Genomic DNA, 13343 nt, shown 5'->3' on the forward strand with positions numbered 1-13343 from the left:
ACGCACGCGGAAGGTCGCGCCGTGGTAGGGCGGCATGACCATCACCATCGCCGCGCCCATGTCCTGCGCGCGGCGGCTGCGCTCGGCGCAGACCCTGGAGCTGAAATGCGTGGTCGTCACGATCACCGGCACGCGGCCGGCCACGTGCTCGAGCACGGCGCGCGTGAGGATCTCGCGCTCGTCGTCCGACAGCAGGAATTGTTCGGAGAAGTTCGCGAGGATGCACAGGCCGTTGGAGCCGGCATCGATCATGAAGTCCACGCAACGCTTCTGGCTCGCGAGGTCGAGCTCGCCGCTTTCGGTGAAGGTGGTGGGAACGACGGGGAAGAGCCCTCGGTAGCGGGCGGTGGTCGAGGTCGTCATGTCGGTGCGCGGGCGGCCTATTCGATGATGTCGAAGTCCTGGAGGAACTCCGTCTTCAGCGTGAGGCCGAGGCCGGGCTTGTGGTCGTCGAGCTGAAGGAAGCCGTTCTCGGCCACCGGCTCGCCGTCGAAGATGTAGTAGAACAACTCGTTGCCCACCTCGACGTCGAACATCGGGAAGTACTCGCTCATGGGCGAGGCCAGCGTGCTCATGGTGAGGTGGTAGTTGTGCATCTGCCCGGCATGCGGGACCACGGGCACGCTGTAGGCCTCGCACAGGGCGTTGATCTTGTGCGCCGCCGTGATGCCGCCCACGCGGTTGGTGTCGTACTGCACCACGCTGACCGCCTTGCGCTCCAGCAGCTGCTTGAAGCCGTAGAGCGAGAACTCGTGCTCGCCGCCCGAGATCGGGATGCTGGTGAAGGCGTTGAGCTCGGCGTAGCCGTCGATGTCATCGGCGATCACCGGCTCCTCGACCCAGCGCGGCTGGAACTTCTCGAGCTTGGGCAGCATGCGCTTGGCGTAGTCCACGTTCCAGCCCATGTAGCACTCGAACATCAGGTCGTTGTCGTAGCCGATGACTTCGCGCAGGGCTTGCGCCGCCTTCAGGTTTTCCGCCACGCCCCGGGTGCCGTGGGCCGGGCCGTAGCCGAAGCGCGACTTGAACATGGTGAAGCCCTGGTCGAGGTATTTCTGCGCCTCGTCCTGCATCGCCTTCAGGTCGGTGCGGTACAGCTTGGAGTAGTAGCAGGGGATCTTCTCCTTGGTGCGGCCGCCCAGCAGCTCGAACACCGGCTTGCCGACCGACTTTCCGAGGATGTCCCAGATGGCGATGTCGACCGCCGAGATGGCCGCCATGGTGACGCCCTTGCGGCCCCAAGCGTGGGTGGCCCGGTACATCCGCTGCCACAGGTATTCGTAGTCCCACGGGTCCTGGCCGACCAGCAGCGGCGTGAGGTATTCGTCGATGATGGCCTTGGCGATCCGGGGCGCGAGGGCGACGTTGCCCAGGCCCACGATGCCGTCGTCGGTCTCGATCTCGACCACGGTCCAGGAGTGGAAGCGGAAGGTGCTCATGGTCTCGGTCTTCGAGTAGACGAGGTCCATGGCGTTGGAGCAGAAGTTGCCCTGCGGCGGAACGGTCTTGCCCTTCCATTGGAAGACGCGGGCGCGGACGGATTTGATCTTCATGAGAGGTGTCTCTGGTGGGCGTGGCGGATGAGTTCAGGCGGATGGGGTGGTCGCGAGACGGCGCGCGGCGCCCATGCGGCTCGCGATGCGGAAGGCCTGCCAGGTGGCTTCGACGCTGGCCTTGCCCAGCCCGGCGATGTCATAGGCGGTGCCGTGCGCCGGCGTGGTGATCGGAATCGGCAGGCCGCCCTGCACCGTCACGCCGCGGCTGAAGCCCATGAGCTTGATCGCGATCTGGCCCTGGTCGTGGTACATGGTGACGATGGCCTGGTAGTCGCCCGCCTGGGCCTTCAGGAAGATGGTGTCGGCCGGGAAGGGGCCGTGGAAGGGCTGCTCGGTCGGCCAGTCGCGCGCCTGCAGCGCCTTCACGGCCGGTTCGATGATGTCCACCTCTTCGCGGCCGCACAGGCCGCCGTCGCCACCGTGCGGGTTGAAGGCGGCAATGGCCACCTTGGGCTGCCGTACGCCGTTGGCCAGGAGCGAGTGGTAGATGAGCTCGGCGGCCTGCTCGATGCGCTCGATGCTCAGGAGGCCGGCGACGTCCTTCATCGGCACGTGCGAGGAGATGCGCGAGGTCCACAGCTCGCCCAGCGTGTTGAACTCGCAGAAGTAGCCGGTCACGCCGAGGTGGCTGGCGAAGTGGTGCAGCTCGTCCTCATGTTTCATGCCGCCGATCTTCATGGCCTGCTTGTTGAGCGGCGCGAAGCAGATGGCGTCGACGTGGCCGGCGAGCGTGGCGTCCATGCACTGGTCGAGCACCTGCAGCACCGAGCGGCCGCCGGCCGCCTCGGCCTTGCCCCGGTGCACCAGCGTCGCATCGATGCTGTCGACCGGGAAGAAGGCGGGCCGGGCGCTGTCGGCGCGGCCGCGCACCGCCGCCAGCGAACTCACTTCGCTGGTGGCCACCGGGATGCCGGCGATGCGCTGGCCCTCGTTCCATAGCCAGGGGTCGCCGACGAGCACGATGTTGGCGAGCGCCGTGGCTTGCGGCCTGGCGAGCAGGCGGGCGATGAGTTCGGCGCCGATGCCGGCGGGGTCGCCCAGGGTGAGGGCGACGACGGGGAGGCGTGTGAGGCTCATGGTCTCAGTCCAGGCGGATGTTGTTCTTCTTGATGATCTCGCCGAAGCGCTTGTACTCGGCGGTCTGGAATTGCGCGAACTGCGCCTGCGTCATCGGGGTGATCTCGGCGCCGACGCTCTCCAGGCGCGCCTGGGTCTCGGGCATCGCCAGCACCTGGTTGACGGCGTCGTGCACCTTGTCCTGCACGGCCTTGGGCGTCGAGGCCGGCATGTAGATGCCGTACCAGGCGCTCATCTCGATGCCCGGCACGCCGGCTTGCGCCATCGTCGGCACATCGGGCAATTGCGCGTTGCGCCGCGGTGTGGTGACGGCCAGGGCGCGGATCTTGTGGTTCCTGATCTGGCCGATCACCGAGGGGAGCGTGTCGAAGCTCATCTGGACCTGCCCGCCGATCAGGTCGACCAGGGCCGCGCTGCTGCCCTTGTAGGGCACGTGCGTGATGTCGATGCCGGCGGCATCCTTGAACATCTCGGCCGCGATGTGCTGCGTGCTGCCCGCGCCGCTGCTGGCGAAGTTGAGCTTGCCCGGCTCCTTCTTGGCGAGCTGGATCAGTGCCTTCACCGAGTCGGCCGGCACGCTGTCGCTGACCACCAGCACGTTGGGCACGGCGCCGACGAAGGCGATCGGCACCAGGTCCTTGTTGCTGTCGTAGTTGAGCTTGAGCAGGTGCGGCGCGATGGCGTGGGCGGTGACCACGCCCATCACCATGGTGTGGCCGTCGACGGACTTGGCGGTGGCGTCGGCCGCGATGGTGTTGGAGGCGCCGGGCCGGTTCTCGACGAGCACGGGCTGCTTGAGCAAGGGACCGAGCCGGTCGGCGACCGCGCGGGCCATCGCGTCGGTGCCGCCGCCGGGGCCGGAGCCGACCATGATGCGCAGGGGGCGGGTGGGCCATTCCTGCGCCATGGACGCGCCGGCGCACAAGGCCAGGGTCGCCGCCGCGAGTGCGGGGATGAATCTCTTCATGGGTTGTCTCCTGATTTCGTCAATGGATCGCGAGCCACGATGGTAGGAATGCGATTGATCGCCGTAAACTGAAAGCTCTTGATCGATCAATAACCTCAGGTGATCAAATAAGCATGGGCTCCATCGACACGCAGGACAGCACCCCGCAATTGCTCAACCGGCTGCGCATGCGCCAGGTCGCCTTGATCCTGGCGATCGCGGATCTGCGCACGCTGCGCGCGGCCTCGGGCCAGCTCGGGCTGACGCAACCCGCGGCCACCAAGATGCTCCATCAACTGGAGAGCGCGCTCGGCCAGTCCCTGTTCGAGCGCGTGGGCCGAGGGCTGCAGCTCAATGCCGCCGGCGAGCGCGTGACGGGCTATTTCCGCAGCATCCGCGGCAGCATGGAGGCGCTCAACCGAGAACTCGGCGAGCTCAAGCTGGGTGGGGCGGGCAAGTTCTCGGTGGGCAGCATCATGGCCGCGTCGCCCGGGCGGCTGACCGATGCGCTGGTGGGCCTGAAGGCCGCCTACCCGCTGCTGGCCGTCGAGATCGCGGTCGACACCAGCGACCGCCTGTTGGCGCAGCTGCGCGAAGGTGTGCTGGAACTGGTGATCGGGCGGCTGGTCGGGCATCCCGGCATCGAGTGCGCGTTCAGGGCGATCGACGACGAGGCGCTGGCCCTGGTGGTGGGCAACGAGCACCCGCTCGCGCGCAGGCGGCGGGTCGACTTCCAGGAGCTCCTCGACTACGGCTGGGTCCTGCAGCCGTCGGGCAGTCCGATGCGCGACGTCATCGAGCGCGAGTTTCGAGACCACCATGCGCAGCTTCCGCGAGGGCTGATCGAGACGGGGTCGATCCTGACCTCGATCAATCTGATCCGGCGCGCGAACCTGATCGCGGTGATCCCGGAGGCGGTCGCTCGCCGCGACGCCGAGCATGGCGTGTTGCGCATCGTCCCCTACCGCATGAAGCAGAGGCTCGAGGCCTACGGCAGCCTGGTGCCGAAGGACCGGCCCTTGAGCAAGCCCGCCGAGCGCTTCCTCGCGCTGCTGCACGCCGAGCGCAAGCCGGCGGCCCGGCGCTGAGGGCGGCGGCGACCAGCGCGTGCGGCGCAGTTCGATGAAGAGCGTCGAGATCACATAGACCATCGCGCAGGCGCTGAAGAAGTTGATCACCGCGTCGAAGGAGCCGGTGGCCTGCAGGAGCATGCCGGCCACGATCGGGATCAGGATGCCGCCGCGGCTGCCGGCAAGGAGGTCAATGACAGGCTGATGAAGGCTCGGGCCGCCGCGCCGCGAGGTGGATGCCGGCGACCATGCAACGCACCGAGCCGCCGGCCATCTCGATGGTCGGCACCGCCAGCGGAAGCAGCCGCGCGGAGCCCTCGATGGTCGCCTTCTGCGCGGCGTCCAGGCTGTCGAAGGCGCGTTGCGACAGCGCCAGGATGCGCCCCTCGCGCCCCGAGAGCTCGATCGCGTTGCCGGCGAAGCCGGCGATCTGCGCTGCGCTCAGCTCGATGATCTCGCGCCCCGATTCCTGCAGCCGGTCGCGCACCTGCGCCGCGCGGCGCTTGTCCGGGATCAGCTCGAAGCCGACCATCGCGAACTCGGTGGCCACGCACATCAGCACGTTGGTGTGATAGATCGGGCGCCCGTCGGCGCCGGCCGTGTCGAACACCATCGGCTCGTAGTTGAAGTGCGTGCTGAAGCGCTCCAGCGCCACCGGGTCGGCGCGGTTCGAGCGCGCGGTGTAGGCCACGCGCGCGAGGTGGTCGAACACCATCGCGCCGGTGCCCTCGAGGTACAGGCCATCCTCCTCCAGGCCGGAGTAGTCGATCGCGTCCTGCACCCGATATTGCGCCTTCAGCATCTCGATCACCTCGGCGCGGCGCTCGCGGCGGCGGCTCGGCGAATACATCGGGTAGACGGCGACATGGCCGCCGGGATGGGTGGAGAACCAGTTGTTCGGAAAGACCGAGTCCGGCGTGTCGCGCTCGCCGCGATCCTCGAACAGGTGCACGCGCACGCCCTCGGCCTCGAGGCGTCGGGCCGCCGTCGTGACTTCCTGGTAGGCGCGCTCGGCGATGGCCTGGGCCGAGGCCTGGTCGGCCGCGGTCTGGAAGCTGTTGTCGGCGGCGGTCTCGGGGTTCGGCGTGAAGCGATGCGGGCGCATCATGACGACCGCGGACGGAGCTTGAATGGAGGGGGTGCGGGGCATGGCGACGGGGTGACGAGGGGGTGGCGCAAGTCGCTCAGGCCACGCGGCGCATCACGGCGCGCGCTCCGCCGGCGCGCGTGTGGCGGAACAGGTCCTTCGGATCGTCGGCCTCTGGCACCAGCTCGACTTCGACGCCCAGGTTGTGGCGGACCGACTGGTCGAGCACGTAGCGCAGGGTCGAATAGTCCTCCAGCGCGAAGCCGACCGAGTCGAACACCGTGACCTGCTCGGCGCTCTGGCGCCCCGCCGCCGTTCCGGCGAGCACGCGCCAGAGGTCGACCACCGGGAAGTCGCGCGGCAGTTGCTGGATGTCGCCTTCGATGCGCGTCTGCGGCTCGTACTCGACGAAGACCCGCGCCCGGCGCAGCACGTCGGCATGCAACTCGGTCTTGCCCGGGCAATCGCCGCCCACGCCGTTGATGTGCATGCCCGGCTCGATCATCTCGGGCGTGAGGATGGTGGCGTAGGCCTTGTCGGCGGTGACGGTGGTCACGATGTCGGCCCCGCGCACCGCCTCGGCGGTGGAGCCGGCGCGAACGATGCGCAGCGACGGGTGGCCCGAGAGGTTGCGCGCCAGCTTGTCGGTGGCGCGCGGGTCCACGTCGTAGACGGCGATTTCCTCGATGCCCAGGTGGGCGTGGAAGGCCAGCGCCTGGAATTCGCTCTGCGCGCCGTTGCCGATGAGCGCCATGCGGCGGGCGCCGGGCCGCGCCAGCGCGCGCGCAGCCATCAGCGAGGTGGCGCAGGTGCGAAGCGCGGTGGCGAGCGTGAGCTCGGACAGCAGCACCGGGTAGCCGGTCTCGACCTCGGCCAGCACGCCGAAGGCCATCACCGTGTAGAGACCGCGCGCGGTGTTGCTGGGGTGGCCGTTGACGTACTTGAAGGCGTAGTTCTTGGCGTTCGACACCGGCATCAGCTCGATGACGCCGATCTCGGAATGGCTGGCGAGGCGGGCGGACTTCTCGAAGTCGGCCCAGCGGATGAAGTCGTCGCGGATGGCGTCGGCGAGTTCGCCGATGAAAGGGGCCACCCCGATGGCCTGCACCAGGCGGGACATGGCGGGGACGTCGACAAAGCGGGTCATGGGAATCTCCTCAAGGGTATTGCGAGCAGGCACTGGGGCCGTCAGCCGCAATTTTCCCGCTGGGTACGGCCAAATTGAAGCGAGCAACTTGGCAAATCCATGGTTTAACCGTACATTTTGTCAGTCGAGTTTGACAAGATGAATGGTGATGGACGACACGGACCGCCAACTGCTCTCCCTGCTGCGCGACAACGCGCGCATGCCGGTGGTCGAACTCGCCAGCCGGTTGCGCCTGGCGCGCGCCACCGTGCAGAACCGCATCGGCAAGCTGGAGCGGGAGGGGACGATCGTGGGCTACACCGTGCGCCTGAAGCCCCAGGCCGAGGGCCACCGCATCCGCGCGATCACCAGCATCGAGATCGAGGGCCATCATGGCGACGCGGTGCGCCGCGCGCTGCGCGGGCATCCGAACGTGGTGGCGCTGCACACCACCAACGGACGCTGGGACATGATGGCCGAGCTGCAGACCGATTCGCTGGAAGCCTTCGACACCCTGCTCAATGCCATCCGCTCGATTCCCGGGATCTCGAACACGGAGACGAGCATCCTGCTGTCGACGCACAAGCTCTAGCGGTCTGGAAGACCGCGACGAGGCCCAGGCTGGGCGTCAGGCCGTGCTGCCGCGCAATGCGGCATCGCGTTGCGCGAAGCGCGCGGCCCACTCCGATACCGGCATGAAGCTGGGGTCGGTGCGCACGATGCGCTCGGTCTCGGCCCAGATCGCATCGTCGTCCTGATCGAGATCGAGCGGGTCGCCGTGCGGCTGGCTCACATACCACGGGGTGTCGAGGTAGACCTCGACCGTGTTCTCCTCCGGGTCCCTGCAGTAGATCGAGATCGCGTTGCCGTGGTTCAGGCCCCGCATCTGCGTGGCGCCCAGCGCGATCGCGCGGCGGCGCGCCTCGCGCAGGTGGCCCAGCGTCTGGACCTTGAACGAGAGCTGCATCACCGTGCTCGGCGAGTCGGCGCCGCGGCTGGAAGCCAGCACCAGTTGATGGTGCTGGTCGGCCCGCCCGCTCAGGAACACGATGGTGAAGGGAAAGGTGAAGCCTTCGCCGCGGTCGGTCTCCTGCATGTCGAAGGTGCCGCAATAGAAGGCCTTCATCACCGCGAGGTCGCGGCAGAAGATGCCGCAGTGCGAGAGGCTGGGGGTGTAGGGCTGGTCCACGATGGGCTCCGGGCGTGAGGTCAGGGGTGGAGGACGATCTTGCCGAGGGTCTCGCCCCTGTCGAGCAATTCGTGCACGTGGCGCGCATCGGCCAGCGCGTACCGGGTGGCGCGCGGCGCGCGCACGCTGCCCGCGGCCATGAGCGCGATGGCGCTTTCCATCAGGCCACGCCGCTGTACGACATCGGAGTCGACGGTGTGGATCGAGAAGGTGCGGATCGCCAGGCTCCTGCCGAGCAGCTTTCGCAGCTCCTCGAAGACGTCGCCCGCCGGCGGGCCGTTCACGATGTTGTATGAGACAGCCATGCCGAAGGGCGCCAGCGCGCGCAGGCAGGCGATGAACAGCTCGCCGCCGATGTGGTCGAAGGCGAGGTCGACGCCGCGCCCGTCGGTAAGGCCCATCACCTGGTCGGTCAGCGTCCGCGGGTTGCCGTCGATCACCTCGTGCGCGCCGCTGGCCAGCGCGAATTCGCGCTTGATGTCCGAAGAGGCGGTGCCGATGACGCGCAGGCCACGCGCCCGGGCCACTTGCACCAGCGCGGTCGCGACGCCGCCGGCGGCGCCGGGGACCAGGATCGACCGGGCGGGCAGGTTGCCGTTGCTGGCCAGCAGGGCCAGGGCGAGCTGGAAATTGCCCAGGCTTACGGCGTCGTCGAAGCTCACCGCATCCGGCAGCGCAAACGGGGCGGCCTGCGGAACGCAGATGTATTCGGCATAGCAGCCGCCGCGCCGGGGCAGCTCGCGCGCGCTGACCAGCACGCGCTGGCCGAGGCGCAAGGCCTCGACCCCGGGGCCGATCGCGTCCACCACGCCGGCCATCTCGTTGCCGGGAATCGCGGGCATCGGCGGCATCCACTTGTAGGTGCCGTTGCGGATCAACACGTCCGGCCCGCCGGCGCCGATGGCATGGGCCTTGACGCGCACCATGCCGGGCCCCGGCTCGGGCAGGGGCAGCTCGACCAGCGAGAGCACCTCGGGGCCTCCGGGTGCCTGAAGCCGGATGGCCTTCATGACGCGCGCCGCGTGGCGATGAGCCGGTCCGCCGTCGGGTTCGATGTCCATCACGGCGCCCTCAACGTTGCCCGTCGTGGACGGCCACCTGGGACTTCGCGAGACCGCCCAGGCGCGAGTGGATTCGCCCGCCGTCGGCCATCACCAGGGCGAACAGGATCTCGTCCGGCCGGGGCGCATCCTGGATGCCGACCTCGAAGCTGTTGTAGTGGCTGCGCACATACGATGCATGGATGTAGTGCAGCGRCACCATCAGCCGATAGCCGGTGTGGGCAACGGCCTTCGCGGCCGGCACCATGGCCTTGGGTTGGCCCAGCACTTCCCGCATGGCCCAGCCGCCGGCCTCGTGCCACACCGCGCCGTGTTCGAGCTCGCCGTTGACGCCGACGATGGCGGCCTTGCTGTAGGCCTCCACGTTCTCCTTGCCGAGGGTGGAGACGAGTTCCGTGGCCAAGAGATTCCCGAGGCCGCGCAATTCGGCCATGAAGGGCAGCAGGTCGGCCTCGTAGCGCCCGGCGTAGGGGTTGCGAATCACCGCGCAGGCCGCGGCAAGCCGCAGCGGCTTGTCGGCGACGGGACCGCCCTCGTGAAACACGGTCTCGATGGTCAGGCTTCGCTTGCGGATCGCGACTAGCGACATGGGACTTGTCCTCGGTTCATTGCTTGGGAATCTTCGCGTCGGCCACGACCTGCGTCCACTTGTCGAGTTCGCGGCTGACCAGGGTCTTCATTTCCTCGGGGGTGCTTGCGCGCGCCTCGCCCCCCATGTCTTCGAGGCGCTGGCGCACGGCCGGTGCCTGCAGCGCCCTGGCGGTCTCGGCCTGGAGCCGTTCGATGACGGCGCGCGGCGTGCCTGCCGGCGCCATCAGCCCGGCCCACGAGCGCACGTCGTAGCCCGGCACGCCCTGTTCGGCCACCGTGGGCACGCCGGGCAGTCCGGGCCAGCGTTGCGGCCCCGTCGTTGCCAGGGCGCGCAGCTTGCCGGCCTGGATGTTCGACATCACCGCCGTGGGCGGCGCGATGATGAAGGGCACGTCGCCCGCCAGCAGCGCGGTCAGCGACGCCGCGTCGCCGCGGTAGGGCACATGGAGCATGGGTGCGTTCGCCATCCTGGCGAGCAGTTCGCCGGCCAGGTGATGCGTGGAGCCGATGCCGGCCGTGCCGTAAGCCAGCGCGTCCGGCGCGGCCCGGGCGGCGGCCAGCATTTCGGCGAAGCTCTGGAACTTCGAGCTGGCGTTGACGACGATCAGGAAGGGAAAGTACGTGACTGTCGAGATCATTTCGAAATCGGCGACGGTCCTGTACGGCAGCGTGTTGTAGAGCGCGCCCGCGACGGCATGGCCGCCGGTGGCGAGCAGCAGGGTGTAGCCGTCCGGCCGGGCGCGAGCGACGGTGGTCGATGCGATGGTGCCGCCCGCGCCGGCCTGCGCCTCGACCACGAAGGGCTGGCCCATCGCCTTGCCCATCTCGATGCCGATCGCCCGCGCAATGGCGTCCGCATTGCCGCCCGGCGCGAAACCCTGGTAGATCTTGATCGGGCGCTCCGGATAGCCCTGCGCGAACGCGGGCAGAAGAGGGCATGCCGCCAGTGCGCAGCAGGCCGTGACGAGGGCTCGGCGTTTCATTGGATTTGTCTCCTCGGCGGGGGCGTTCAGGCCTGCGCGACGATCGGATTGCGCAGCAGGCCCACGCCTTCGATCTCGACTTCAACCGTGTCGCCTGGCTTCATGAACTGCGGCGGCTTCTTGCTCCAGCCGACGCCCGCCGGTGTTCCCGTGGCGATCACGTCGCCCGGAACCAGCGTGAAGATGGTGGACGCGTAGTGAATGAGGCGCGGGATCGAGAAGATCATGTGGCCGGTGTGGCTGGACTGCACCACCTGGCCGTTCAGCCGCGTCTCGAGCTTGAGCGCGCGCCCGGGCGCTATCTCGTCGGCCGTGACCATCCAGGGGCCGAAGGCGCCCGTGGATTCGAAGTTCTTGCCGGAGGCGATCTGCTTGGCATGGAACTGCCACTCGCGCACGCTCGCGTCGTTGTAGCAGCTGTAGCCGGCCACGTGCTCCCATGCATCGGCCTCGGCGATGTCGCGCCCGCTCTTGCCGATGATCACGGCCAACTCGCCTTCCCAGTCGAGCGATTCCGACACACGCGGGCGCACGATGGGCGCGTTGTGCGCTGTCTGCGAGCGCCAGACGCGCAGGAAGATCGGCGGCTGCTCGGACAACTCGCGCTGCATGCCGGCGGCCAGCACCTCCTGATGGTGGTCCATGTAGTTCCTGACGGCGCAAATGATCTTCTCGGGGCGCGGGATCACCGGCAGGAACACCACGTCGGAGAGTTTCGCGTCGGGCCGCAGGCCGGACACGAGGGCTTCGCGCCGGGCGAAATCCGGACTCGCGATGAAGTCCGCAAGGCTCGCGCATCCGGTGCGCGGGCCCAGTTCGGCGACGCCGTCCCCGATGACGGCGCCCCAGGTGTCACGCCCGGCGTGTTGGTAAGACATCAATTTCATGCAGCTTCCTCTTTCATGGTCCGTGGGTCTCGCGATCGCTCTCGGCGTCGGATGCGTGAAGGTAGTTTTATGCATAAAAAATGTTTTACGCATAGGGTTTACAAGTATGCCCAGTAGATTGATTTCTGCGCGATACGCTAAGATCTGCGGGCCATGAGCCCAGTCAAACCCCTTGATGCCCCGGCGGAAGCGGACGTTCCGCTGGCCGAGCGTGCCTATCGCCGCCTGCGGCAAGCCATCGTGCGTTGCGAGGTCGAACCCGGGCAGCGTCTTCGGGTCGACGAGCTGAGCAGGCAGTACGAGATCAGCAGCAGTCCGCTGCGGGAGGCGCTGAGCCGGCTGGCGGAGCAGGGGCTGGTGCAGGCCTTCGAGAACCGCGGCTTTCACGTCGCGCCCTTGACCGTTCAAGGCATTGCCGACCTCACCCGCGTGCGTCTGCTTGTCGAATGCGAGGCCCTTCGCGACGCCATGGCGAATGGGTCCGACGAGTGGGAGTCGGGACTGGTGGCCTCCGCGCACGGTCTGGCATTGATCGAGCAGCGCCTGGGTGATGGCCCCTTGATACTCCAGGAAGCCTGGTCGCAGCGCCATCGCGAGTTCCACATGGCCGCTTATGCGGGCTGCACCTCGCCCATGCTGCGCGGCCTGGTATCGGCGCTCTTCGACAATGCCGAGCGCTTCAGGCAGTACTCGGCGAGGTATCGCAAGGTCGAGCGAAAGAAGAACTCCGAGCACCAGCGGCTGATGGCGGCCATCCTCTCGCGTGACGAGAACAAGGCGCTGGGCCTGCTGAGGCAGCACATCAGCAGCACCGAGCGCAACGTCACCGAAAGCCTTCTGAACATGGCCGGCGGAAAACCCCAGTGAGCGATTGAGGTCGGTTCGGCGTATCGCACCGCCTCAGGACGTGCTGTCCGTCAGTCCCCGCCCTCACGCCGAGGCCGCAGGCGCCGATGCGTCAGAACGCGCTCTTCGTGCAGCCCCCGTCGACCCGAAGCGCCGCCCCCGTCGTCCCCGAGGACAGCGGGCTCGCGATGTACGCCACCATGGAGGCAACCTCCTCGGGCGTCTCGAAGCGCTTGATGAGCGAGGTCGGGCGCACTTTTTCGAAGAACTCCTTCTCGTAGGCCTCGAAGGACTTGCCGTCGGCCTTGGCGAGTGCTTCCACGAATTCGCCCACGCCCCGCGACCGGGTCGGCCCCGGCAGGACGCTGTTGACGGTGATGCCGGTGCCGGCCACCGACTCGGCCAGGCCGCGCGAGACGGCCAGCTGCGCCGTCTTCGTCATGCCGTAGTGAATCATTTCGGCGGGAATCTGCACCGCGCTCTCGCTGGAGATGAAGATGATGCGTCCCCAGTTCGCGCGCTTCATGGCGGGCAGGACCAGGCGCGCCAGGCGCACGCCGCTGAGCACGTTCACGTCGAAGAAGCGGGCCCAGTCCGCGTCCGCGATGTCTTCGAAGGGCTTGGGCTCGAAGATGCCGAGGTTGTTGACCAGGATCTCGATGCCGGAATGCTTCGCCACCAGGGCTTCGGCGGCGGCGGCGGTGCTCAGGTCGCCGGCGAAGCCGATGACCTCGCCGCCGGGCGCCGCCTTCATCTGGGCGACCGCGGCATCGACCGAGGCCTGCGAACGCCCGTTCACGATGACGCGCGCACCTTCGGCGGCCAGCGCCGCCGCGATGGCGTGCCCGATGCCCGCCGTGCTGCCGGAGACCAGTGCCAGCTTGCCTGTGAGTTGGAGATTCATGGGGTATTCCTTTCGTGCGA

15 protein-coding genes are annotated in these 13343 nt (G+C 68.0%); 3 read left to right on the top strand and 12 right to left on the bottom strand.

The window, feature by feature from the left end; translation table 11 throughout:
- The 4 genes from AC1DNF_RS27890 to AC1DNF_RS27905 form a co-directional block, all read right to left on the bottom strand.
- Positions 1-363 (bottom strand): dihydrodipicolinate synthase family protein (locus AC1DNF_RS27890; protein WP_478151899.1); only part of this gene is annotated, 363 nt, incomplete at its 3' end.
- 17 nt (positions 364-380) lie between these two features.
- On the bottom strand, positions 381-1553 hold the full coding sequence (locus tag AC1DNF_RS27895; RefSeq protein WP_478151900.1) for an L-rhamnonate dehydratase: 1173 nt from the start codon (positions 1551-1553) through the stop codon (positions 381-383).
- A 33-nt stretch (positions 1554-1586) separates the two neighbouring features.
- Positions 1587-2633 (bottom strand): 4-hydroxythreonine-4-phosphate dehydrogenase PdxA, encoded by a 1047-nt coding sequence (locus tag AC1DNF_RS27900; RefSeq protein WP_478151901.1) that lies wholly within the window; start codon positions 2631-2633, stop codon positions 1587-1589.
- Positions 2634-2637: 4 nt separating this feature from the next.
- Positions 2638-3540 (bottom strand): Bug family tripartite tricarboxylate transporter substrate binding protein, encoded by a 903-nt coding sequence (locus AC1DNF_RS27905; protein WP_478151952.1) that lies wholly within the window; start codon positions 3538-3540, stop codon positions 2638-2640.
- 173 nt (positions 3541-3713) lie between these two features.
- Between AC1DNF_RS27905 and AC1DNF_RS27910 the strand changes: the two genes are divergently transcribed.
- A complete protein-coding gene (locus AC1DNF_RS27910; protein ID WP_478151902.1) occupies positions 3714-4667 on the top strand; it encodes a LysR family transcriptional regulator in 954 nt (317 codons plus the stop codon).
- Between the two features lie 172 nt (positions 4668-4839).
- On the opposite strand, the gene ctlX is transcribed toward AC1DNF_RS27910, so the two are convergent.
- Both ctlX and AC1DNF_RS27920 read right to left on the bottom strand, forming a co-directional pair.
- The gene (gene ctlX / locus AC1DNF_RS27915) at positions 4840-5799 is read right to left on the bottom strand and encodes a citrulline utilization hydrolase CtlX (RefSeq protein ID WP_478151903.1); all 960 of its coding nucleotides are present in this window, start codon (positions 5797-5799) and stop codon (positions 4840-4842) included.
- 34 nt (positions 5800-5833) lie between these two features.
- Complete coding sequence (locus AC1DNF_RS27920; protein WP_478151904.1) at positions 5834-6883, bottom strand: ornithine cyclodeaminase; 1050 nt, start codon at positions 6881-6883, stop codon at positions 5834-5836.
- A 148-nt stretch (positions 6884-7031) separates the two neighbouring features.
- Between AC1DNF_RS27920 and AC1DNF_RS27925 the strand changes: the two genes are divergently transcribed.
- Positions 7032-7454, top strand: coding sequence for an Lrp/AsnC family transcriptional regulator (locus tag AC1DNF_RS27925; RefSeq protein ID WP_478151905.1), 423 nt, complete (start codon positions 7032-7034; stop codon positions 7452-7454).
- Positions 7455-7490: 36 nt separating this feature from the next.
- Here AC1DNF_RS27925 and AC1DNF_RS27930 read toward each other — a convergent pair whose 3' ends face one another.
- The 5 genes from AC1DNF_RS27930 to AC1DNF_RS27950 are packed head-to-tail and all read right to left on the bottom strand — an operon-like array spanning position 7491 to position 11573.
- Positions 7491-8051: a VOC family protein gene (locus tag AC1DNF_RS27930; RefSeq protein WP_478151906.1), complete on the bottom strand. Its 561-nt coding sequence runs from the start codon at positions 8049-8051 to the stop codon at positions 7491-7493.
- 20 nt (positions 8052-8071) lie between these two features.
- A complete protein-coding gene (locus AC1DNF_RS27935) occupies positions 8072-9112 on the bottom strand; it encodes a zinc-dependent alcohol dehydrogenase family protein (RefSeq protein WP_478151907.1) in 1041 nt (346 codons plus the stop codon).
- A 10-nt stretch (positions 9113-9122) separates the two neighbouring features.
- A complete protein-coding gene (locus tag AC1DNF_RS27940; protein WP_478151908.1) occupies positions 9123-9701 on the bottom strand; it encodes an amino acid synthesis family protein in 579 nt (192 codons plus the stop codon).
- Positions 9702-9717: 16 nt separating this feature from the next.
- Positions 9718-10686, bottom strand: a complete 969-nt coding sequence (locus AC1DNF_RS27945) for a Bug family tripartite tricarboxylate transporter substrate binding protein (RefSeq protein WP_478151909.1) — start codon at positions 10684-10686, stop codon at positions 9718-9720.
- Between the two features lie 26 nt (positions 10687-10712).
- Positions 10713-11573 carry a fumarylacetoacetate hydrolase family protein gene (locus AC1DNF_RS27950; protein WP_478151910.1) on the bottom strand — a complete coding sequence of 287 codons (861 nt, stop codon included), beginning with the start codon at positions 11571-11573 and terminating at the stop codon, positions 10713-10715.
- Positions 11574-11726: 153 nt separating this feature from the next.
- Here AC1DNF_RS27950 and AC1DNF_RS27955 point away from each other — a divergent pair, with 153 nt between their 5' ends.
- Positions 11727-12440 carry a GntR family transcriptional regulator gene (locus AC1DNF_RS27955; protein WP_478151911.1) on the top strand — a complete coding sequence of 238 codons (714 nt, stop codon included), beginning with the start codon at positions 11727-11729 and terminating at the stop codon, positions 12438-12440.
- A 91-nt stretch (positions 12441-12531) separates the two neighbouring features.
- Here AC1DNF_RS27955 and AC1DNF_RS27960 read toward each other — a convergent pair whose 3' ends face one another.
- A complete protein-coding gene (locus AC1DNF_RS27960) occupies positions 12532-13323 on the bottom strand; it encodes an SDR family NAD(P)-dependent oxidoreductase (RefSeq protein ID WP_478151912.1) in 792 nt (263 codons plus the stop codon).
- Between the last annotated feature and the right edge of the window lie 20 nt (positions 13324-13343).

This window comes from Variovorax sp. 01T432 (genome assembly GCF_056398605.1).

Bases quoted from the DNA above. Each gene is read 5' to 3' on its own strand.
- AC1DNF_RS27895 (WP_478151900.1), bottom strand. From the start codon at position 1,553: ATGAAGATCAAATCCGTCCGCGCCCGCGTCTTCCAATGGAAGGGCAAG.
- AC1DNF_RS27960 (WP_478151912.1), bottom strand. From the start codon at position 13,323: ATGAATCTCCAACTCACAGGCAAGCTGGCACTGGTCTCCGGCAGCACG.
- AC1DNF_RS27900 (WP_478151901.1), bottom strand. From the start codon at position 2,633: ATGAGCCTCACACGCCTCCCCGTCGTCGCCCTCACCCTGGGCGACCCC.
- AC1DNF_RS27925 (WP_478151905.1), top strand. From the start codon at position 7,032: ATGGACGACACGGACCGCCAACTGCTCTCCCTGCTGCGCGACAACGCG.
- AC1DNF_RS27905 (WP_478151952.1), bottom strand. From the start codon at position 3,540: ATGGCGCAGGAATGGCCCACCCGCCCCCTGCGCATCATGGTCGGCTCC.
- AC1DNF_RS27955 (WP_478151911.1), top strand. From the start codon at position 11,727: ATGAGCCCAGTCAAACCCCTTGATGCCCCGGCGGAAGCGGACGTTCCG.
- AC1DNF_RS27910 (WP_478151902.1), top strand. From the start codon at position 3,714: ATGGGCTCCATCGACACGCAGGACAGCACCCCGCAATTGCTCAACCGG.
- AC1DNF_RS27935 (WP_478151907.1), bottom strand. From the start codon at position 9,112: ATGGACATCGAACCCGACGGCGGACCGGCTCATCGCCACGCGGCGCGC.
- AC1DNF_RS27920 (WP_478151904.1), bottom strand. From the start codon at position 6,883: ATGACCCGCTTTGTCGACGTCCCCGCCATGTCCCGCCTGGTGCAGGCC.
- ctlX (WP_478151903.1), bottom strand. From the start codon at position 5,799: ATGCCCCGCACCCCCTCCATTCAAGCTCCGTCCGCGGTCGTCATGATG.
- AC1DNF_RS27945 (WP_478151909.1), bottom strand. From the start codon at position 10,686: ATGAAACGCCGAGCCCTCGTCACGGCCTGCTGCGCACTGGCGGCATGC.
- AC1DNF_RS27950 (WP_478151910.1), bottom strand. From the start codon at position 11,573: ATGAAATTGATGTCTTACCAACACGCCGGGCGTGACACCTGGGGCGCC.